Genomic DNA, 19,706 nt, shown 5'->3' with positions numbered 1-19,706 from the left:
CTTCGGGCCATTTTGGGCAAGCGAGAACACCTCGTGCGCGCTTGGTGCCACTGACCAGGAGGCCCTAAAGAAATACCCTGGGGTTCATGCAGAGGCCGAGAAGTTTTTTGTCCGACGCGGTCAAGCGCGCCAACGGCCCCGACAGAATGGGATCAGTTCCGCGACGAAATAACCGCTGCTCGCAAAATGGGATTTGGCGAGGTCATCGACGCGGCGCGATCCTATGGCGAATTCGGCATGGCCTGAAGGTCACGTCGCCTTCCACGCGGCGGCTCGATACACCGATCCGTTCCGCTCAATGGTGTCGAGCAAGCCGTCTCTCGAAGAAACCAAAGCCGATAGTGATCAATGCCGCCAGCAGGAAATATCCTAGCGCGGCCGCGAACAGAGGCTCGTAGACCCGAAATGTCTGCGCGCGAACGAGGTTCGCCGCACCCATGAGTTCGAAGACCGTGATCGTCGACGCCAGTGCGGTCCCCTTCAAAAGCAGGATGTTCTGGCCGCCGATCGCCGGCAAAGCCAACCTGAAAGCCTGCGGGAGAAGGACGGAAATCATGATCCGTGTTTTCGACAGGCCAAGCGATTGGCCGGCCTCCCGCTGCCCTTCTGGAATGGCCTGTATCGCCCCTCTCCAAATCTCGCCACAGTAGGCCGCGGTGTTCAGGGAAAGGGTAAAAAACGCATAGAAGTCTGCGCCTCGCAAAATGGGCCACAGCGGGCTGTAGCGAATCGAGGGGATACCCGAGAGAATTTGGCCGATACCGAAGTAGCAGAGGTAAAGCTGGACCAGGAGCGGGGTCCCCCGGAACGCGAGGATAAACGCAACCGCAGGATATCGCAGCCATTTGCTGTTGGATAACCGGGCCAGTGCAACCGGGATGGCAAGCAAATTGCCGACCGCCGCACAGCCGAGGAACAGGATTATGGTGACCTGGACGCCGGCCAGAAGCTGATTGGCAAGGTACGCTCCAAACTCAGTCACGCTAGCCCCGCCTCCCGCCACGGACGGTGGCTGTTTCGAGGGCATGGAAAAGCATCGCCGATATGCCCGACATGGCGAGGAATACGAACGCGATCGCGCAATAGAACATGAAGTAGTCGCGCGTCGCGCCGGCAGCCATCTTGCCGGCGAGAACGAGCTCGGTAAAGCCGATCAGGCTGACCAGTGAGCTTTCCTTCAAGACGACCAGCCACAAATTGCCAAGCCCCGGCAAGGCCAGGGGAACCATTTGCGGCACGGTCACCAGGAAGAACGTCTGTCGCCGTGTCAGACCGAGTGCGTGGGCTGCCTCGACCTGACCTCGCGGGATGGCCACGATCGCGCCACGCAGGACCTCCGTGCTGTAGCCGCCTTGAACGATCCCAAGCGACAGCGTCGCGGCGACAAACCCATTGACCTGGAATTCGGAAGTCAGTCCCGCCAGGCTCACGGCCCAGCGCAACGCGTCCGTCGCGGTATAGTAGACGAGAAATATGATGAGAATGTCCGGGACGGACCGGATGATTGTCGTATAGGCAACGGCTGCGGAGGCGGCCACGCGGCTCTTCGAGATCTTGGCCACCGCACCCATGAGGCCTAGGGTCAGGCCCACGAGATAGGCGCTGATCGAAATTCCAAGGCTCAGGCAAGCGCCAAGAAGCAATTCGTCGCCCCAGCCCTTGTCCCCGAAGCTGAGCAGGGTTGCCCAAGACACGGTCGAGTTCATACAGCGCGTTCCAGTTCAATGAAGATGGCGACGGCCGCCCCGTGGCGGCCGTCCCCGGGCCTGAACCAGACGATCAATCGCCGTAAATGTTGAAATCGAAATAGCGCTTGGTGATGGTGTCATACTCGCCGCTGGCGCGCACCGCCTTGAGTGCTGCATTGAGGCGGTCCCTCAGAGCGCTGTCTTCCTTGCGCAGGCCGCCGCCGTCGCCGTATCCAAACATTTTCTCATGCGGCAGCGTCACCTTGATTTCATAAGCCTGGCCCTCCGGCTTCTTCAAGAAATCCTGGATCTGGATGCCTGCCGCCGCCATGAGATCCACGCGTCCGGCCTGGATATCGGCGATTTCGTCATCGAGTGTTGGATATATCTTCACTTCGGCAATGCCGTTGAACTTATCCTGCATATAGGTCGCCTGCAGACTGGCACTCTGTGCCGCGACGGCGATCCCCTTGAATGTCTCCGGCTTGGTCACGTCGAACTGCCGCGTATCCGCCTTGGCACCGACAAGCACGTTGGGCGAATAGTAGTACTTGTCGGTGAAATCGATCACCTCCTTGCGCTTGTCCGTGATCGACATCGAGCTCCAGATAACGTCGAACTTCTTGGCCAACAGCGCGGGAATGATGCCGTCCCAGGCGATATCGACGATCTCGCATTTCGCCTTCATCTCTTTGCAAACGGCATTCATCAGGTCGATTTCCCAGCCTTGCCAGGTGCCGCTGGCATCCTTGACGGAGAAAGGCGGGTATGGCTCCGCGGCGACACCGAAACGGATGACATCATCGGCCGCCGACGATGGGTTGGCGGCGCCAAATACCGCCACGATCAGTGACAAGGCGAGTGCAAGCTTTTTCATGATTGTTCCCCTTTTTTGTTTCTGTGGATTTGTATCTTCCGCAATAATGATGCTGGTCGCCGGGCATTTGCCGATCTTTCGGCGTCGGCCCGTGGCCAGCCGGCAGCATCGAGCATCGTGGACTGGTACGGATGTCGGCGATGCGAACTTGGCCATTCGGCTCAGTCGACCTTCTTTCAGGGCGGTGTTTGAAAACGCTAACAGTTCAAATGATCTCGATCTAATGCCCCCTGCCGTGCGGTTCATCACCAATAGTTATGACAGCGATAGCCCCTTCGAGTGACGCAGTCCGGCGACCGGCAAACGATCGGCGCTCCTTGATCGGCGCGTGCGAGGACAGGCTTGAACGGTTCACGACGCCGCCATTGGTCGCGACTATGAGTTTTCAGCGATAGTCCCGCGTCCACGGGAATAAGCTCGCGACTGTCCAGCAAATTTCTGATGTGGCATCGTCGGCTGGTTCCGGCCGGCCGCAATGCAGTCGGTCAGGCCCGTTCGCTCTAAGGTCGTCATATGAATAGCAGCCCTTGCCGATCGATCGAGGAGATGAGCGAAAAGATCGCCGCCGGCTTGTCGCCCGTGGAAATCGTGGAGGATTGCCTCGAGCGCATCCAGGAACTGAATGAACACATCAAGTCGATGATATTCGTGGACGAAGCTGGCGCCCTGGACGCCGCGCTTCAGGCCACACGCGAAATCAGATCCGGTCTATGGCGCGGTCCGCTGCATGGCGTGCCGATCACGGTCAAGGACGTTATCGATGTCAAGGATTGGCCGACAACGGCTGGCTCCCGGCTGTTTCGGGACCACGTCGCGACGGAAACGGCAACGTGCATTGCCAATCTTCAGGCGGCCGGCGCCATCATCATCGGCAAGACGAACCTGCACGAACTGTGCGTCGGGGGTCATGATAACCCTTGGTTCGGCAAGGTCGCCAACCCGCTTGATCCGGACCGTGGGACAGGTGGGACGAGCAGCGGCTCGGCCGCAGCGGTTGCAGCCGGTTTTTGCCTGGCGGCGGTTGGCACGGACAGCGGCGGGTCAAACCGATCCCCGGCTGCTGCAACCGGCTTGTTCGGTTACAAGCCGACCAATGATCTGATCGCCGTGCAGGGCGTCATGAGCATAGCGCCTTCGCTGGACTGCGTCGGCGTTCTTGCACGCTCGGTCAGGGACGTTCGCCTGATGACCGAGGCGCTTGCCGGAAAACGGCTCGTCTCGTCGGCAAGCGGGGGCAGCAGAACGACAACCGGCATCACCGTCGGCATCTGCCCAGAGCTGGTTGGCACTCACGTCGACACGTCAGTCGATATCGCGATGGCTACCATGCTCGATCGTCCCGAAGTGTGCACGGTCGAGATCTCCTTCGACGACAGGGAGGCGTTCGTCGCCGCGGGGCTGACAATCCTCCAATTCGAGTTCGCGCGAATCCACCGCAATGCCATCGATCAGAAGCCGGACATGGTCGGCGACGCGGTTCGCTCATTCCTGCAGGACGGCATTCGTGTCCATGCCGACGCCTATGATAGCGCCATCGCAATCCGTAACGACGTCCGAGGCCGGTTTCTGGAGAAAATCGCGGGCCTGGACGCTCTTGCCATCCCTACGGCGCCTGGATCGGCGCCGCGGCTTTCCGACGAACTTACCGAGGTGAATGGGGAAATGGTGCCGTGGGGAATGGCCGGCGGCCGCTTCCGCCGCTGGGCAAATATGCTTGGCATGCCGGCGCTGGCTATTCCTTTGCCGGTTCCTGGCGGGCTTCCGGTGTCGGTGCAACTTGCCTCAGGTCCGCGTCAGGACGCCGGTTTGCTCGACCTCGCCGAAATGTTGACAAGCAACTGAAATCAGTTCCGCCAAATCGCTGAAAGTTCATAACCTCCAGGAATAAACTTCCTTCGCGCGCCTCTTGGAACATCCGGCCCTTCCCATTAATCTTGGCGTTCGCAGCTGGCTGTTTCGGCACAGCGATCCAGCTGCCTGGCAAGGTAACGCGGGCATGAAATTTGGCGAAAAGGACACCGTCACGAAGGAGGCAGAGTTTACGCCTCGCGAGATCGAGGTCTTCGCTTCGGTCATGCTGCACGGAACGACCACGAAGGCGGCCGACGCACTCGACATCACGCAGCCGGCTGTCAGCAAGATGCTCCAGCAACTCAGCGAGAAGGCGGATTTCCAGCTGTTCAGGAAAAGCCGGCAGCGGCTGATCCCCACCCCTGAAGCACACATGCTCTATGCCGAGGTGAAGCGCGTTTTCGAGTCCGCGCGCGGCATCTCGCGCGCCGCGAGGGAGATACGCGAGTTGCGCAGTGGCAGGCTGAACATCTGCGCGCTCCCGGCTTTCGGGTCCACGCTGCTGCCGTCCATCATCACGAGCTTCTCAAAACAGCATCCGTCGGTGTCGATTTCCCTGGATATCCGCAGCTCCGCCACGGTGGTGCAGCGGGCGAGCCGCAATCAGCTCGACATCGGAATAGGCGTAACGGCATCGGACGAGAATTCTTCAATCGTCAGACGAGCGCTGACAGCGACGCCGCCTGTTTGCGTCATGCCGGCGGGTCACCGTCTGGCCGAACTCGACGTGGTGCAGGCGGAAGATCTCGACGGTCTCGATTTCATCTCGATGGGTTCTGCCGATCCGATGCGGCAGCAACTCGATGCCTTGTGCGAAGAACGCGGGGTGGGACGTCTGTTGAAGGTAGAGGCCAGCCTCTCCAGTGCGTGCATCGCCCTTGTCGCGTCCGGTGCGGGCGTGAGCGTCGTCGACAGGCTTTCGGCGTGGCTGGCGCGCGACCTGCCGATCGAGATCAGGGATTTCCGGCCACGTCTCGATCTGAATCTCAGCGTCTACCGGCCGTGGGGTGTCATTGCATCGACGGCGGCGGACGCCTTCACCGAGCATCTCATCCAGACGACGCGAACCTTTATGAACAGCGTTGAGGCCGGAATCACCGCGCTGGGTCCTCGCCGTCAGGCCGACAGAACTGTTTCCATTCACCGCTGAGAGCCTCTAGCGGAGCGGCAGGCATTCGAACAGGCGGCCGATATCGGCTTCGTCATTGTAGACATGCGGCGACACGCGCATCTTCGTGCCGCGCAGCGTGACGTGCACGTCACCCCGCTTCAGCTCTTGTGCCGCGTCCGGCGCAAGACGGTCGCCTATATCGAGGATCGCGATATGGGGCGTTGGGTGTCGCGGACGCGCGACCGGCAGCCCTCTGCTTTCCGCCTGCGCCCAGACAAGCTCGTTAAGGTGACGCAGGCGCTCAAACACGCGTTCGATGGTCCATCCGCGGATGAGCTTCATTGCGGCGATCGCGATGGGCAGGACCGCGAAATCGGAGCGTTCCCCCATGTCGAACCGCCGCGCGCCGGGAAGAAACTCGGCCACGGCCACCTTGTAGAAGTCCGACTTGTCCCCACCCATCCGGTTCCATGAATGATGCTCCAGAGTGCGCCCCTCTGTGTGCCAGTGCCGGTCGGCGTAAAGGAATGCGAGGCGATATGGCCCCAGAAGGAACTTGTAGGTGGCAAAGACGAGAAAGTCCGGTCGGACGCGCCGGACATCGAAGGGTATCGCGCCAACCCACTGGGTTCCGTCAACGACGAGACTGGCGCCCGCTGCCCGTGTGGCGGCGGCCACTGCCTCCAGGTCGATTGCCATGCCCTCGAACCAATGCACCAGCGTCCCCGCGACGACCGCGATGGCACGGCTCGAGTTTTGGATTGCCGATACGATCGCGCTGGTCCAGTCGCCGTCGGCTGGTTGCGGGACGATATCGACGCAGGCGCCGGCGCGTTGCGCGAGGTCGTACCAGACATATCTGTGCGAGGTGTGTTCGTTCTCCATCAGGAGGATGGCCGAACCTGCCGGAACCGGAACGTTGGCGGCTGCGATAGCCATGCCATAGCTGGTGGCGGCCACAATGGCTATTTCGTCGGCATCGGCGCCCACCATTGATGCGGCGAGCTGCCGCGCCTCTTCCACCTCGTCGTAATAAGAGGCGATGGTCATTTTCCAGGGCTCGGCTTTCACCCTGACGCCAGCCTCGCCGGCCGCGACGGCGGCGATCGGGATCGGAGACATGTATGCGGCATCCAGATAAGCTGTATCGCGGGGAATGGAGAAGAGATCTCGTTGGCAGCTCAGCATGGCATCACAACCTGAAATCAATTGAGGTGCCGAGTCCGGCGTTGCGGACGCAGATATAGACAAGATTGGCAAGCTCGATGTCTTGCGCGGGAACGCCGAGAGATCGGAAAAGCGTGATCTGATCGTCGCCGGAGCGGCCGGGTTTCGCACCTGCCAGCACGTCGCCGACCTCGCCACGGATATGATCGACGCCGATCACGCCGGTTTCAATCGCCTCGACCAGTTCTCCCGCAGCCGTCAGCGCCATAGGCAGGTAGTCGACCCAGATCTGCGCTCTGCGCACACAGTCGAGGTCGAGCTCGCGGCATGAAGCGACGCTCGCCCCGACCGCATTGATATGGACACCAGGCGGAAGCCACTCGCCGCACAGCACCGGCTTTTCGGAAGATGTCGTGGTGCAGATGATGTCGGCCTCGCGAACGGCCTCGCCAGGGTCGCGATGTGCCTTCGCCTGGAATCCGGCGGCTGACTGCTCCTCGACGAAGCGCTGTGCCTTTGCAAAATCGCGGCCCCAAACATGGATCGTATGGATTGGCCGGACGCCTGCAATAGCCGCGACATGCCGGCGCGCTTGCTCGCCATATCCGAACAGTGTCAACGTGGTGCTGTCTTCGCGCGAAAGTGCCCTCGTCGCGACAGCACTGGCCGCCGCGGTCCGCCAAGCCGTAAGCTCTCCCCCATCGATCAAGGCTACAGGCCGTCCATGATCCTTGTCGAACAGGAAGACACCGCCGCGGTGAGACGCGAATCCATGCGCGAAATTGTCAGGAAACACGGAAAGCACCTTCGCCCCGAACAGTGGCCGGTCATCCAGCGCAGCATACATGAGCGACAGACAACTCCCGGCTGCACCCGGAAGTTCGAGCGTGCGCCTGATCTGCTGGCGCGCCATGCCGCTCGATGTTTTGCGCAGTGCGGCCTCGGTCGTGTCAAGAGCCAGGGAGAGGCTCAAAATGTCCCGGATCGCGTTCTTGTCGATCAGGAGGAATTCCGGCTCGCCATTCACTCCGCAGTCTCTCCCGTTCCGAGATCGCTGATACGCCGATCTTCGCCAAGCGTAGCATTGCCCTCGCAAACGGTTGCGCCCGAATTTGATAACCTCGCGCGGGAAGTTGCCCGCGCGGACTAATGGGCCGACCGATGCGGCTGGAGGTGGTCGGGACACTGGTTCATAACTTTTGGCCATGAACGGCAGCGACCAGTTCAATTGACCCTAGTTGGCACCCATTGCAATGTTTTCAGGCAACCGAGGATGTTGTGCGGGATTGCAAACACACCGCAGGCGTCGATCGAATTAAGCGAGCGGCGTCAGCAGTACTGTCAAAAACTCCAGCAACATCCCTCAACGATATAACGGCATTTGCATCGATTCGTCTTTCAGGGATTACTCGCATCGGATGGCGTCATTAGCTCGGTAATTTATTGGAGGTCATCTTTTATGCGTGTCGTGGTCATCGGTTCCGGCATTATCGGCAGTTCCACCGCCTATGAGTGCGCCAAGGCGGGAGCAAGCGTCGTCGTGCTGGAGGCCGGAAGGATAGCAGGCGGCACGTCGGCGGTAAGCTTTGCCTGGACAAATGCGACGACCAAGCGGCCCCGGCCGTATTTCGATCTGAACGTCTCGGGAATGCGCGCCCATCTTGAACTCAAGCGCGACTTCGGCATCGTTCCCTGGCTCACCCAGACCGGCAGTTTCGATTGGCGAACGGAACCGGAGTCGATGGACGATTATTTCGAGAACTTCAGGCAGATGAAGGAATGGGGCTACGGCGTCGAGTGGATCGACAAGAAGCGTGTTGCTGAGATGGAGCCCGATATCGATGTCTCCGCCTTCGGCGATTGTCCAATCTCCTACTATCCGGAAGAAGGCTGGGTCGATCCGGTGCTCTACTCAGCCTGGCTTTTGCGGGCGGCGAAGGAGCGCTGGGGAGCACAGGTCAAACTCGGTTCACGCGTGACCGAGATCGAGACCGAAAGCGGGCGCGTACGGGCAGTTCGCACGGCGGATGGAGACCGGCACGCCGCGGATGCCGTCGTGAGCTGCACCGGCGGCTGGTCTAGTGAGAGGCTCGGCGATGCCCAGGGCATCCCACTTTCCTCGACCATAGGCGTGCTCGCCTTCACCCCGCCGGTGGCGTTGACGCTCCGGAGCCAACTGCATGCCGACGATCTGGATATCCGTCCCGACGGAGCGGGCCGCATCATGATCCATAAGGTCTCGGTGGACATGACCCTGGAGAAGCCGGAGGCGCTCAGCCCAACGGGGGGCGAGGCGTCGACGCTCCTGGATGCGGCGGCCAAGGTCCTGCCGTCGCTCCGCGATGCAGGTGTGGAAGCCATTCGCACCACTGTCCGGCCGTTCCCGGAGGACGGCTACACCGTCGCCGGCGCCATGCCGGACATCGTCGGCCACTACATGGCCGTAACGCACAGCGGTGTGACCATCGGCCCGCAATTGGGCAAGGTGGTCGCCGACGAAGTCGTGCGCGGCAAAATCCATGATGAAATGGAGACGTTTCGCCCGCAACGCTTCTTCCAGGTCCACGCTCAGCGCTCCGCAGTCGCGCACGTTTGATCCCCGCAGGCTGCGGGATCGCCTGCAGCGGCCTGCTTTTGACCAATGCAGTTAGGACCTCCGCCATGGCGAACATCGAAAGATTCGACAAAAACGAACGGCTTAGCCGGATCGTCGTTCATAACGGCACGGTCTATCTCTCGGGCTTGACGGCCGATAACAAGAAAAACGGCACGCCGGACCAGACGAAGGAGATATTGGAAAAGGCGGAGCGCCTCCTGGCGAGCGTCGGTTCGGATAGATCGAAGCTGCTGTTCGCGCAGATCTGGTTGAAGGACGTCGAAGACTTCGACGCCATGAACAAGGCTTGGGTCACATGGCTCGACGGCGCGGAGCCACCGGCACGCGCGACGGTCGGAGCAAGCTTCGCGCTGCCCGAGATCCGCGTCGAGATTCAGCTTACCGCAGCGATCTGACACGTCGCACGCAACGTCGAGGTCAACGAGTCCGATCAGATTCGTCAGCGGCATGCTTGCGCGCGGGCCTTCCCGGCGCGATAGATGCGGCGGTTCGGGGAGGAATCATGCGAAAAATCCTGGCATCGGCCTTGCTGCTGGCGGCTGCAGCGTTCGCAACCGGCGCTCATGCGCTGGACAGCAGCGGCACGCCCGTCGTCGTGACACCCCTCGCCTCGCGCACGACCACCGCTTCCGGCCAGCCGATCACGCTGCCGCAGAAGAACGTGCAGGTGCTGGTGTCGACCTACGACATAGCGCCGGGCGCGACCTTGCCGGTGCACAAGCATCCGTTCCCGCGCTACGCCTATGTCGAAGCCGGCACGTTGAAGGTCACCAATGTCGAGACCGGCAACAGCAACACCTACCAGACTGGCGATTTCATCATCGAGATGATCGGGCAGTGGCATCAGGCCACCAATATCGGCGACAACCCGGTCAAGCTTCTGGTGATCGACCAGGTCGAACAAGGCGCCAAGAACACGGTTTTGCGCCAGTAAGCCACCGCTGCTCTGGCTCCTCGACTGCCTCGCCACAGGAGCGCGCCGCGCGAAGTCGTTGGCACAGCTCTTCACATCCGGTTCCGCACGACCGGGCTGACGATGCTATGCCGGTTGCCGCCTTACCGGCGGAACCGGATTCCCTCTGTTGGGTTTTCCGCGGAATCCCTTTGCTTGGTGAATGCCTTTTCCTGGAGCAAACTCCCTGCCGGGGCTCAAGGAGCAGAAATGAGAGCACGAACAGCGACGGTCGGCGATCTGGAAGACGTGTTTCGCCATCTGTCCAAGCGGATGTCGGACGAATACATCGCCGCCGGCAAGGACAGCAAGGTCGCCTACGACAATCTGATGATGAACCTGAAGGAGGGCCGCGCCCATGCCCTTGTCGACAGCGACGGGACCGTGGCGATCATAGCCTGGCACGAGCATGGCGACGCCGCGGACACGTTGTTCGCCGCGCGCGAGGGCTTTTTCAGGGCCGCGACCGTGCGTTTCTGCAGGCGGCATATCAGGCAGATCCAGGCGCTCGCCGGGAATCTCCCTATTCACTCCCGCAGCTGGCTCACGGGACCGGAAATCGCAAAATGGTTTCGCACCATCGGCTATGTCGAGCGCGGCGAGGAAAATGGCGCCAAACTGTTCGAACTGCCACCGGCCGCGACCCGGCCGGGCTAGGCAAGCGGCTTCGGTGCACCGCGATTCCAGCGTCCATTGCACCGGGGCACGGCTCGCCTTCGCGGCCCTAGCCCCAGGCGCCGACCATCTGCCGCGTCGTGGCGTTCAGCCGGTTGAAGGCGTTGATCGCGGCGATCTGGATGACGAGCCCGGCAAGCGCCTTTTCGTCATAGTGCCGGGCGGCCTCGTCCCATACCTCGTCCGTCACTGCATCCGTTCGGTCGGCCAGCCTTGTGCCGGCCTCGGCAAGGGCAAGCGCGGCGCGTTCGGCATCGGTGAAGTACGGCGTTTCCCGCCAGGCCGACAAGGCAAAGATGCGTTCGTCCTTCTCGCCGGCCTTCTTGAGTTCGCGCGCATGCATGTCGACGCAGACCGAGCAGCCATTGATCTGGCTGGCGCGCAGATGGACCAGCTTGCGTGTCACATAGGGCAAATCGGCCGCCTCGGTCGACTTATCCAGCGCCAGCAGTGCTTGCAAAGCGCCGGGAATGAGCATCACGGGGTTCTTGAGCCTGGCTTCCATAGTCTTTCTCCATTTGAAACGTTTGGTCGCGGTTTGCCATTGCCCGGAAGCGGCCCATCGGGAGACTTATTGTGGTTCGCCGGCCATGCCCGCCAGCTGATCGAGGAGAGTCGGCGCTCAGCCTTGCTTCGCAGCCACGTGCTCAAGCCGCTCAAGAATACGCGGCCAGCCGCTTCCCATGCCGACATATCCACGCTCGTCGGCCGGACGGAATCCAGAGTGCTCCATCCGCACCCGGGTCGCCGCGCCCTCAGGCGTGAGCGACCAGGTCACCACGGTTTTCAGCCCGCTGTCGGATTCGCTTCCGTCGCCCCAGCTATAGGCAAGCAGGCGTGGCGCCTCGACTTTCAGCACGACGCAGTTCGTCACCCCCGACCAGCCCGGTACCGGTGAAGCGCGGAAGGTGAAGCAATGCTCCTCTTGCGGCGCGAAGTCGTTCTGCATGAGCCATTCTGCGACAAGTTCGGGCACCGTCAGCGCACGCCATATCTTCTCCGCCGAATGCGGAATCAGCCGTTCAACGACGATCGATTTGGTCTGTGTCATGCCCTGCTCCTCTTTGTCGTTGTCGAGCGGCCGCTCGCGATCAATAACCTTATGGCTATGGATTAATTCATAACCATGTAGTTATAAAACTGTCAAGCAGGGAAATGCCCCCTGGTCCAATGCGACGTGCCGTTCCTGCTTTCGCGCCGGCCGCCCGGGTGCTACGGGCTTCTCACAACATCATGGACAGGATCACACCTTGACCGAAGAAGTCCGCCCGCCGCTGATCGAAATCTGTGTCGAGGGCATTGATGGCCTTCTGGCCGCGCAGGCCGGCGGCGCCGACAGGGTCGAACTGTGCGCCAGCCTCGTCGAAGGCGGCATCACGCCGAGCCTGGGAACCGTGCGCGCCGCCCTCGACCAGGCGATTGTGCCGTTCCATGTCATGGTGCGGCCGCGTGGCGGCGATTTTCTCTACAGCGAAACCGAGTACCGTTCGATGCTGGCCGACGTAGCCGCCCTGCGCGACCTCGGCGTATCAGGCGTGGTATTCGGCTGCCTCACCGCCCAAGGCACCATCGACGAGCGCCGCATGAGCGAATTGACGGAGGCCGCCGGCGGCCTCAACGTCACTTGTCACCGCGCTTTCGACATGACGCGCGACCCGGCCGAGGCGTTGGAAGCGCTGATCCGTTGCAAGGTCGGCCGCGTGCTGACCAGCGGCCAGCGCGACACGGCGATGGAAGGCCTGTCGCTGTTGGCGGACCTGGTGCGACAGGGAGGCGATCGCATCGTCATTCTCGGCTGCGGCGGGCTCGATCTCGGCAACATTGCCGAGGTGCGGCAAAGGACTGGACTATCCGAAATGCATTTCGCCGCCCTCAAGGAGGTGCCCAGCGCCATGCGCTACCGCAATCCCAAGGTCGGCATGGGCGGCTCCGACCTCGACCGCGAGTATCGCAATACGCTAACCGATACGCCGCTTGTGGCAGCGACGATCGCGGCGGCCAAGGCATGACCGCTCTCTCCCCGATCAGCCCTGTCTCGCAAAGCGACGAAGCGGCCATACTCGCGCTCAACAACGAGCATGCCGCCGAATTGTCGTGGCTTGAGCCCGAGCGCCTGTCTTTCCTGCTTGGCGAGGCGTTCTATGCGCGCCGCATCGGCGCGCTCGACGCCTTCATCATGACCTTCGATCAGGGGGCCCGGTACGACAGCCCGAATTTTCTCTGGTTTCGCGGACGCTACGAGCGCTTCGTTTATGTCGATCGTGTCGTGGTGGCGGCGCAAGCCCGTGGCCGCGGCCATGCCCGCCTGCTCTACAAGGACCTGTTTGAGCACGCCACGCGCGCCGGCCACGCACTGGTCACATGCGAGGTCAATGCCGACCCGCCCAATCCGGCTTCGGACGCCTTCCATGCCGCGCTCGGCTTCACCGAGGTCGGCGACGCGGTGATCCACGGCGGCAAGAAGGCGGTGCGCTACTACGTCAGGCGGATCATCGCCTGAGCGCTGCTCCTTTCCAGGTCTCTGCCACTACTGGAACAACGCTGCCGCACTGACCAGCGTCGTCCAGAACCCCCACAACAGCGGGATGCCGACCAGCAGCCAGGCAAGGACCAATTTGACAGAATTGCTGTTGTCTTGCGCCATGATCACTCTCCTTAAGCTGCAGCCGGTTCAGCCTTCATGTGGAACCGTGCATTCACCGGCCGCATCATCAGGTTGAGCAGGAAACCGACGACGAGCAGGCCGGCCATGATATACATGGTGACCGTGTAGGCATCGGCTTTCGCTACTCCTGCATCGATCTGGTACTGCCTGATGTAGTTGACCAGGACCGGCCCCAGCACACCCGCCACCGACCACGCCGTCAGCAGGCGGCCATGGATGGCACCGACATACCGCACGCCGAAGACATCGCGCAGATAGGCCGGAATGGTGGAAAAGCCGCCGCCATACATGCTCAAGATGACGCCATAGAACAGCACGAACAGGAACACGTTGCCCGACTGGCCCGTCCACGGCACCACCGCATAAAGGATCACGCCCAGCACGAAGAAGACCGCGTAGGTCGTCTTGCGGCCGATATAGTCGCTGGTCGATGCCCAGAAGAAGCGGCCGAGCATGTTGAAGATCGACAGCAGGCCGACGAAGCCGGCGGCAGCCGCCGGCGTGATGCGTCCCGGGAACATCTCCTGGCTCATGGCGGAGGCTTGGCCGAGGACGCCGATGCCGGCCGTCACATTGAGGCACAGCACGCCCCACAGCAGCCAGAACTGCGGTGTCTTCAACGCGTCGTCGAGATGGACGTTGGCGGTTGTGACCATCGTGTTTTGTGTCGCCGGCGGCGTCCAGCCGGCCGGACGCCAGCCATCGGGCGGCACCCTGACGATGACAGCGCCGATCAGCATGAAGATGAAGTAGACGATGCCCAGCACGATGAAGGTTTCGGCGACACCGATATGCTGCGGGGTCGAAAACAGCTTCAACAGATAGACCGAAAGCGGCGAAGCGATGAAGGCTCCGCCGCCAAACCCCATGATCGCCATGCCTGTCGCCATGCCCGGCCGGTCGGGAAACCAGGTGATCAGCGTCTTGACCGGCGAGATGTAGCCGAGCCCGAGGCCGATGCCGCCCAGGACGCCGTAGCCGAGATAGATGATCCACAATTGATGCAAGGTGACGCCGAGCGCCGACACGATGAAACCACCGCCGAAACAGCAGGCGGCCGCGACCATCGCCTTGCGCGGGCCGACGCGATCCAGCCAACCGCCGCCGAAAGCTGCCGCGAGGCCAAGGAACAGGATCGCGATCGAAAAAATCCAGCCGAGTCCGGTCAGCTTCCAATCATCGGGCGCCGAATCGGTGATACCGATCAGTTTCGACATCGGCAGGTTGAAGACGCTGAACGCGTAGGCCTGACCGATGCAAAGATGAATGCACAATGCCGCCGGCGGCACCATCCATCTGCTGAAACCGGGCTCGGCGATCGTGCGCGACCGGTCGAGCCAGCCGCCGGCGTTTTCCCTGGTCGTTGCCATTCCATCCTCCCATGCAATGTTCTGTTTCGAACAAACTAGGCGGAGCACGGGGCGGGACAACAAGGAATAGCTGCCATAGTACCAATGTCTAAGGACATTGGGCTGTCCGGCAAGCAGATCGCCAGGTCACCCCTGGATAGATTAGGATGAACTTACCAAACAAGCTGCCGAACAGGCGGCATCGAGCGAGGCTGACCTTGGCCGCTATGCAACGCAAGGGAAGGACGCTGCGGCGTCACTCACCAGTTGCGGTTCAGCCACTCACGCGACGGCCGCTCGATGACATAATAGCTGCAGAGCGCGCAGGCAAAGACCCCAGCCAGCATCAGCCACGGGTCGCTGCCTCGCTCATAGACGAATTTGTAGAATGGCTGCTGCCACAGATAGAGCGAATAGGACCATAGGCCCAGCGTCGCCATAGGCCAGGACGACAGCAGTCCGGAAAACAACCTCGTGCTGAAATCGAGAGCGTTGACGGCAACCGCCAGCAGCGGCACGGCGACCAGATAGTGGATCGGGGTCGGTACCGGGTCCATGAACAGAAGCACCGCCGCGACGGCTGCCGCCACCGCCACATAGCGGCCATTCAACAGGGCCGGCAGCTTGCCGTCGGCCTTCAGCAGGCAGATGGCGGCGGACAGCAGGATCGACGCAATGTGCACGTCGGTGCGCCAGTATGTGGTTTCGTAATCCATATGCAGGAACCAGTACGAAACGGCACCGTTTGCCATGGCCAGCACCGCCAGCACCAGGAGCAGCGGGATGACGCGGCTGCGGCTTGCGACGAACGCGCTGATCGCGGCCAGGATTATGTAGGCATGCTCTTCGACGCAGAGCGACCAGATGTGGTCGAGCGCGCCGGCGCGGTTCACGAGAATTCCGGCATAGTTGTAGGTGAATGTCAGCGCCGTCAGCGCCGCCTTCCATTTGAAGGCGACGAACGTGCCCGACAGCGCAATCATCGAAACGATCACGAACACCAGCAGTGCGGGATAGATGCGGGAGAAGCGGCGCTTGAAGAATTTCTTCAGCGGGTAGCGCTCGACGAACAGGATCTCGGCCATCAGCCGGCCGCTGAGCACGAAGAAGAATTCGACGCCCAGCACGCCAAGATTGATCCCTGCAACGGGAAAGAAATGGCCGATGAGCACCAGCGCGATCGAAAGTCCGCGCCAGCCGTCGAGATAGGCCAGTCTTGTCCTGGCGGATCTGTCGGCGACGGGTCTTGGCGGCACAACATGCGTCGCGGAGATGTCGGTCATGCCGCTCCCTTCGCATTGAAACATGCGAATAGGGTCGCAGGTCGTGATGAACACGCCGAACCCGGCTCGCGTTTGATCGCCGGCATAGTGCAGTGCAATATCGCTTTGTGCAAGTGCGAGATTGCCACAATGCGCCCGTCTAAGGAAGAGGGGCGCGAAGTCCCTCTCCTGCCTGACAGGACCAGAAAGGAATCAGGCGTTGGCGGCGGCCACCGCGCGCTTGGCCATGACCGCGACCAGATTGGCACGGTATTCGGCGGAAGCGTGGATATCGCTCATCAGCTTGGTCGGCGGCACCTTGACGCCGTCGAGCGCCGAAGCCACGAAGTCCTTCGCAAGCGCGGCCTCGATCTCCTTCGAGCGGAAGACGCCATCGTCGCCGGCGCCGGTCACGGCCACCCTGACGCCGTCCTCACCCTTGGCCACGAACACGCCGACAATGGCGTAGCGGGAGGCCGGATTGCGGAACTTTTCATAGGCTGCCTTTGCCGGCGCGGTGAAGGTGACGGCGGTGACGATTTCGCCATCCTCCAGCGCCGTCTCGAACAGGCCTTTGAAGAATTCGGCGACCGCGATCTGGCGTGTGTTGGTAATGATTGTTGCACTTAGCGCCAGCATGGCCGCCGGATAATCGGCCGCCGGGTCGTTGTTGGCGATCGAGCCGCCGATCGTGCCCCTGTAGCGCACTGCCGGATCGCCGATCATCGATGCCAGATGGGCGAGCGCCGGGCAGGCTTGTTTCAACGTGTCGTCGCTGGCAACATCGAAATGCGTGGTGGCGGCGCCGATCGTGACCGTCCTGCCGGACACGGTCACGCCTTGCAATTCCTTGATCCGCGACAGGTCGACGACATCGGAAGGGGCCGCCAGCCGCGTCTTCATGGCCGGGATCAGGGTCATGCCACCCGACAGCAACTTGGCGTCGCCGCTCGTGACGAGCTTCGCGGCATCGGCGACTGAGGCGGCGCGGTGGTAATTGACTGCGTACATTGTCTCTCTCCCTTCGGGAAAGAGCGAATAGGCAATAGCGAGTAGCGAATTAGGACCTTCCCTTCGCATCACGCTTTTCCCCTACTCGCTACTCCCTACCTCCTATTCGCTTTTCAATGCTTCGTCGCACGGATCGCGGCCCACACCGTGGACGGCGAAGCCGGCATGGCGATATCGGCAATCCCTATGGCGTCGGTGATGGCGTTGATCACCGCCGGCGGCGAGCCGATGGCGCCGGCCTCGCCGCAGCCCTTGATGCCGAGCGGATTGCCCGGACACGGCGTGTTCGAGGTCGAGACCTTGAACGAAGGCAGGTCGTCGGCGCGCGGCATGGTGTAGTCCATGTAGCTAGCAGTCAGGAGCTGGCCGTCGGCGTCATAGTGGGCGCCTTCGAGCAGCGCCTGGCCGATGCCCTGCGCGATGCCGCCATGCACCTGGCCCTCGACGATCATGGGGTTGATGATGTTGCCGAAATCGTCGGCGGCGACGAACTGGATGATCTCGGTCGTTCCGGTCTCCGGATCGATCTCGACCTCGCAGATGTAGCAGCCGGCCGGAAAGGTGAAATTGGACGGGTCGTAAAACGCCGTCTCCTTCAATCCCGGCTCCATGCCACCGGGCAAATTATGAGCGGTATAGGCCGCCAGCGCCATCTGGAACCACGGCACGTTTTTGTCGGTGCCGGCGACCTTCAGCGCGCCGTTCTCGATGACGATGTCGCCCTCGTCGGCCTCGAGCAGGTGCGCGGCGATCTTCTTGGCCTTGGCCTCGACCTTGTCCAGCGCCTTGGCAATCGCCGACATGCCGACCGCGCCCGAGCGCGAGCCGTAGGTGCCCATGCCCATCTGCACCTTGTCGGTGTCGCCATGGACGATCGAGACGCTGTCGATCGGCACCCCAAACCGCTCGTTGACCAGTTGCGCGAAGGTCGTCTCATGGCCTTGGCCATGGCTGTGCGAGCCGGTCAGTACCTCGATGGTGCCGGCGGCGTTGACGCGCACCTCGGCCGATTCCCAAAGGCCGACGCCGGCGCCGAGCGAGCCCACCGCCGCCGACGGCGCCAGGCCGCATGCTTCGATGTAGCAGCTCATGCCCATGCCGCGCAGCTTGCCGTTCCTGGCGGCCTCCGCCTTGCGCCCGGCAAAGCCGGCATAGTCGGCGACCTCCATCGCCGCGTCGAGCGAGGCGCCATAGTCGCCGGCGTCATAATTCATGATGACCGGTGTCTGGTGCGGAAACGTGGTGATGAAGTTGGTCCGCCGAAGCTCCGCCGGCGACAGGCCGAGTTCCCGCGCCGCGGTCTCCATCGTGCGCTCGATGAGATAGGTGGCTTCGGGACGCCCTGCCCCGCGATAGGCGTCGACGGGTGCCGTATTGGTGTAGACCGTGCGGACATTGGCATGGATCGCCGGGATATCGTACTGACCCGACAGCAGCGTCGCGTAGAGATAGGTCGGCACACAGGACGAGAACAACGACATGTAGGCACCGAGATTGGCCAACGTGTCGACCTTGAGGCCGGTGATCCTGTTGTTCTTGTCGAAGGCCATTTCCACTGTCGAGACATGATCGCGGCCATGTGCGTCGGAAAGGAAGCTTTCGGTGCGGTCGGCCACCCACTTCACCGGCACGCCGGTTTTCTTGGACGCCCACAGGCAGACGATCTCTTCCGGATAGATATAGATCTTGGAACCGAAGCCGCCGCCGACATCGGGCGCGATGACGCGCAATTTGTTTTCCGGCGCGATATTGTAGAAGGCGCTCATCACCAGCCGCGCGACATGCGGGTTCTGCGAGGTCGTCCAGCAGGTATAATGGTCTTCCGCTCTGTCGTAGTGACCCAGCGCTGCCCGCGGCTCCATGGCGTTGGGCACCAGCCGGTTGTTGACGATTTTCATGCGGGTGACGTGGGAAGCCGCCTTGATCGCCGCGTCGGTCGCCTTGGCGTCGCCGATCTCCCAGTCGAAGATCAGATTGTTTTCGGCTTCCGGATGGAGTTGCGGAGCGCCCTTTTCGAGCGCCTTCGTCGCATCCACCACCGCCTCGAGTTCATTGTAGGTGATCTCGACCGCTTCGGCGGCGTCGCGCGCCTGCGCCTTGGTGTCGGCGACCACGACGACGACCGCATCGCCGACATAGCGAACCTTGTCGACCGCCAGCGGCGACCAGGCTCCCATCTTCATCGGGGAACCGTCCTTGGAATGTATCATCCAGCCGCAGATGAGATTGCCGATGCCATCGGCCTTCAGTTCCTTGCCGGTCAGCACACCGATGACGCCCGGCATGGCTTGCGCCTTGTCGACGTCGATCTTCACGATCTGGGCATGCGCGTGCGGGCTGCGCACGAAGGCCGCATGCTTCATGCCGGGCACCACCATGTCGTCGACATAGCGACCGGCGCCGGTGATGAACCGCTTGTCTTCCTTGCGCGCCACGCGAGCGCCAACACCTTCAATGCCCATCAGAAATTCCTCCCGAAAT

19 protein-coding genes are annotated in these 19,706 nt (G+C 61.9%); 8 read left to right on the top strand and 11 right to left on the bottom strand.

Going from position 1 to position 19,706, the window contains the following annotated elements; all coding sequences use genetic code 11:
• Positions 1-295: 295 nt before the first annotated feature.
• The 3 genes from FJ964_RS16920 to FJ964_RS16910 form a co-directional block, all read right to left on the bottom strand.
• Positions 296-982 (bottom strand): ABC transporter permease subunit, encoded by a 687-nt coding sequence (locus FJ964_RS16920; RefSeq protein WP_140551439.1) that lies wholly within the window; start codon positions 980-982, stop codon positions 296-298.
• Position 983: 1 nt separating this feature from the next.
• Positions 984-1,706, bottom strand: a complete 723-nt coding sequence (locus tag FJ964_RS16915) for an ABC transporter permease subunit (protein ID WP_140551438.1) — start codon at positions 1,704-1,706, stop codon at positions 984-986.
• 73 nt (positions 1,707-1,779) lie between these two features.
• Positions 1,780-2,811, bottom strand: a complete 1,032-nt coding sequence (locus FJ964_RS16910; protein WP_224713344.1) for a transporter substrate-binding domain-containing protein — start codon at positions 2,809-2,811, stop codon at positions 1,780-1,782.
• A 333-nt stretch (positions 2,812-3,144) separates the two neighbouring features.
• Here FJ964_RS16910 and FJ964_RS16905 point away from each other — a divergent pair, with 333 nt between their 5' ends.
• A complete protein-coding gene (locus FJ964_RS16905) occupies positions 3,145-4,407 on the top strand; it encodes an amidase (RefSeq protein ID WP_181172502.1) in 1,263 nt (420 codons plus the stop codon).
• Positions 4,408-4,471: 64 nt separating this feature from the next.
• The gene (locus FJ964_RS16900; RefSeq protein WP_224625463.1) at positions 4,472-5,566 is read left to right on the top strand and encodes a LysR substrate-binding domain-containing protein; all 1,095 of its coding nucleotides are present in this window, start codon (positions 4,472-4,474) and stop codon (positions 5,564-5,566) included.
• Between the two features lie 6 nt (positions 5,567-5,572).
• On the opposite strand, the gene FJ964_RS16895 is transcribed toward FJ964_RS16900, so the two are convergent.
• The gene (locus tag FJ964_RS16895) at positions 5,573-6,778 is read right to left on the bottom strand and encodes an aminotransferase class V-fold PLP-dependent enzyme (protein WP_246676191.1); all 1,206 of its coding nucleotides are present in this window, start codon (positions 6,776-6,778) and stop codon (positions 5,573-5,575) included.
• Entirely contained in the window at positions 6,720-7,922 is a 1,203-nt protein-coding gene (locus FJ964_RS16890; protein WP_140551436.1) for an ornithine cyclodeaminase family protein, read from the bottom strand. Before FJ964_RS16890 ends, FJ964_RS16895 begins: the two co-directional genes overlap by 59 nt.
• A gap of 231 nt (positions 7,923-8,153) precedes the next feature.
• Here FJ964_RS16890 and FJ964_RS16885 point away from each other — a divergent pair, with 231 nt between their 5' ends.
• The 4 genes from FJ964_RS16885 (at position 8,154) to FJ964_RS16870 (ending at position 10,920) form a co-directional block, all read left to right on the top strand.
• Positions 8,154-9,290 (top strand): FAD-dependent oxidoreductase, encoded by a 1,137-nt coding sequence (locus FJ964_RS16885; RefSeq protein ID WP_140551435.1) that lies wholly within the window; start codon positions 8,154-8,156, stop codon positions 9,288-9,290.
• Positions 9,291-9,355: 65 nt separating this feature from the next.
• On the top strand, positions 9,356-9,706 hold the full coding sequence (locus FJ964_RS16880; RefSeq protein ID WP_140551434.1) for a RidA family protein: 351 nt from the start codon (positions 9,356-9,358) through the stop codon (positions 9,704-9,706).
• A 107-nt stretch (positions 9,707-9,813) separates the two neighbouring features.
• The gene (locus FJ964_RS16875) at positions 9,814-10,245 is read left to right on the top strand and encodes a cupin domain-containing protein (protein ID WP_140551433.1); all 432 of its coding nucleotides are present in this window, start codon (positions 9,814-9,816) and stop codon (positions 10,243-10,245) included.
• Positions 10,246-10,473: 228 nt separating this feature from the next.
• Complete coding sequence (locus FJ964_RS16870; protein WP_140551432.1) at positions 10,474-10,920, top strand: hypothetical protein; 447 nt, start codon at positions 10,474-10,476, stop codon at positions 10,918-10,920.
• Between the two features lie 67 nt (positions 10,921-10,987).
• Here the strand turns inward: FJ964_RS16870 and FJ964_RS16865 are convergent, their stop codons facing one another.
• Positions 10,988-11,443, bottom strand: coding sequence for a carboxymuconolactone decarboxylase family protein (locus tag FJ964_RS16865; RefSeq protein WP_140551431.1), 456 nt, complete (start codon positions 11,441-11,443; stop codon positions 10,988-10,990).
• A 117-nt stretch (positions 11,444-11,560) separates the two neighbouring features.
• On the bottom strand, positions 11,561-11,989 hold the full coding sequence (locus FJ964_RS16860) for an SRPBCC domain-containing protein (RefSeq protein ID WP_140551430.1): 429 nt from the start codon (positions 11,987-11,989) through the stop codon (positions 11,561-11,563).
• Positions 11,990-12,188: 199 nt separating this feature from the next.
• On the opposite strand from FJ964_RS16860, the gene FJ964_RS16855 reads away from it, so the two are divergent.
• Complete coding sequence (locus tag FJ964_RS16855) at positions 12,189-12,947, top strand: copper homeostasis protein CutC (protein WP_140551429.1); 759 nt, start codon at positions 12,189-12,191, stop codon at positions 12,945-12,947.
• The gene (locus tag FJ964_RS16850) at positions 12,944-13,438 is read left to right on the top strand and encodes a GNAT family N-acetyltransferase (RefSeq protein WP_140551428.1); all 495 of its coding nucleotides are present in this window, start codon (positions 12,944-12,946) and stop codon (positions 13,436-13,438) included. The genes FJ964_RS16855 and FJ964_RS16850 overlap by 4 nt, the downstream gene beginning before the upstream one ends.
• Positions 13,439-13,593: 155 nt before the next feature.
• Here FJ964_RS16850 and FJ964_RS16840 read toward each other — a convergent pair whose 3' ends face one another.
• From FJ964_RS16840 to FJ964_RS16825, 4 genes are all read right to left on the bottom strand, one after another.
• On the bottom strand, positions 13,594-14,973 hold the full coding sequence (locus FJ964_RS16840; protein WP_140551427.1) for an OFA family MFS transporter: 1,380 nt from the start codon (positions 14,971-14,973) through the stop codon (positions 13,594-13,596).
• 239 nt (positions 14,974-15,212) lie between these two features.
• The gene (locus FJ964_RS16835; RefSeq protein WP_140551426.1) at positions 15,213-16,235 is read right to left on the bottom strand and encodes an acyltransferase; all 1,023 of its coding nucleotides are present in this window, start codon (positions 16,233-16,235) and stop codon (positions 15,213-15,215) included.
• A 192-nt stretch (positions 16,236-16,427) separates the two neighbouring features.
• Positions 16,428-17,225, bottom strand: coding sequence for a xanthine dehydrogenase family protein subunit M (locus FJ964_RS16830; RefSeq protein ID WP_140551425.1), 798 nt, complete (start codon positions 17,223-17,225; stop codon positions 16,428-16,430).
• Positions 17,226-17,338: 113 nt separating this feature from the next.
• Complete coding sequence (locus tag FJ964_RS16825; RefSeq protein WP_140551424.1) at positions 17,339-19,687, bottom strand: xanthine dehydrogenase family protein molybdopterin-binding subunit; 2,349 nt, start codon at positions 19,685-19,687, stop codon at positions 17,339-17,341.
• Positions 19,688-19,706 lie beyond the last annotated feature (19 nt).

The sequence above is a fragment of the Mesorhizobium sp. B2-3-2 genome (assembly GCF_006442295.1).
Taxonomy (GTDB): Bacteria; Pseudomonadota; Alphaproteobacteria; order Rhizobiales; family Rhizobiaceae; genus Mesorhizobium.
Note: the sequence above shows the minus strand (reverse complement) of the source record. Positions and strands in the feature narration are given on the sequence as shown.

What these genes read in the sequence shown, in the direction of transcription:
- FJ964_RS16875 (WP_140551433.1), top strand. Translation starts at nt 9,814, where the DNA reads ATGCGAAAAATCCTGGCATCGGCCTTGCTGCTGGCGGCTGCAGCGTTC.
- FJ964_RS16830 (WP_140551425.1), bottom strand. Translation starts at nt 17,225, where the DNA reads ATGTACGCAGTCAATTACCACCGCGCCGCCTCAGTCGCCGATGCCGCG.
- FJ964_RS16850 (WP_140551428.1), top strand. Translation starts at nt 12,944, where the DNA reads ATGACCGCTCTCTCCCCGATCAGCCCTGTCTCGCAAAGCGACGAAGCG.
- FJ964_RS16865 (WP_140551431.1), bottom strand. Translation starts at nt 11,443, where the DNA reads ATGGAAGCCAGGCTCAAGAACCCCGTGATGCTCATTCCCGGCGCTTTG.
- FJ964_RS16825 (WP_140551424.1), bottom strand. Translation starts at nt 19,687, where the DNA reads ATGGGCATTGAAGGTGTTGGCGCTCGCGTGGCGCGCAAGGAAGACAAG.
- FJ964_RS16885 (WP_140551435.1), top strand. Translation starts at nt 8,154, where the DNA reads ATGCGTGTCGTGGTCATCGGTTCCGGCATTATCGGCAGTTCCACCGCC.
- FJ964_RS16870 (WP_140551432.1), top strand. Translation starts at nt 10,474, where the DNA reads ATGAGAGCACGAACAGCGACGGTCGGCGATCTGGAAGACGTGTTTCGC.
- FJ964_RS16860 (WP_140551430.1), bottom strand. Translation starts at nt 11,989, where the DNA reads ATGACACAGACCAAATCGATCGTCGTTGAACGGCTGATTCCGCATTCG.
- FJ964_RS16835 (WP_140551426.1), bottom strand. Translation starts at nt 16,235, where the DNA reads ATGACCGACATCTCCGCGACGCATGTTGTGCCGCCAAGACCCGTCGCC.
- FJ964_RS16910 (WP_224713344.1), bottom strand. Translation starts at nt 2,811, where the DNA reads ATGAACCGCACGGCAGGGGGCATTAGATCGAGATCATTTGAACTGTTA.
- FJ964_RS16880 (WP_140551434.1), top strand. Translation starts at nt 9,356, where the DNA reads ATGGCGAACATCGAAAGATTCGACAAAAACGAACGGCTTAGCCGGATC.
- FJ964_RS16840 (WP_140551427.1), bottom strand. Translation starts at nt 14,973, where the DNA reads ATGGCAACGACCAGGGAAAACGCCGGCGGCTGGCTCGACCGGTCGCGC.
- FJ964_RS16915 (WP_140551438.1), bottom strand. Translation starts at nt 1,706, where the DNA reads ATGAACTCGACCGTGTCTTGGGCAACCCTGCTCAGCTTCGGGGACAAG.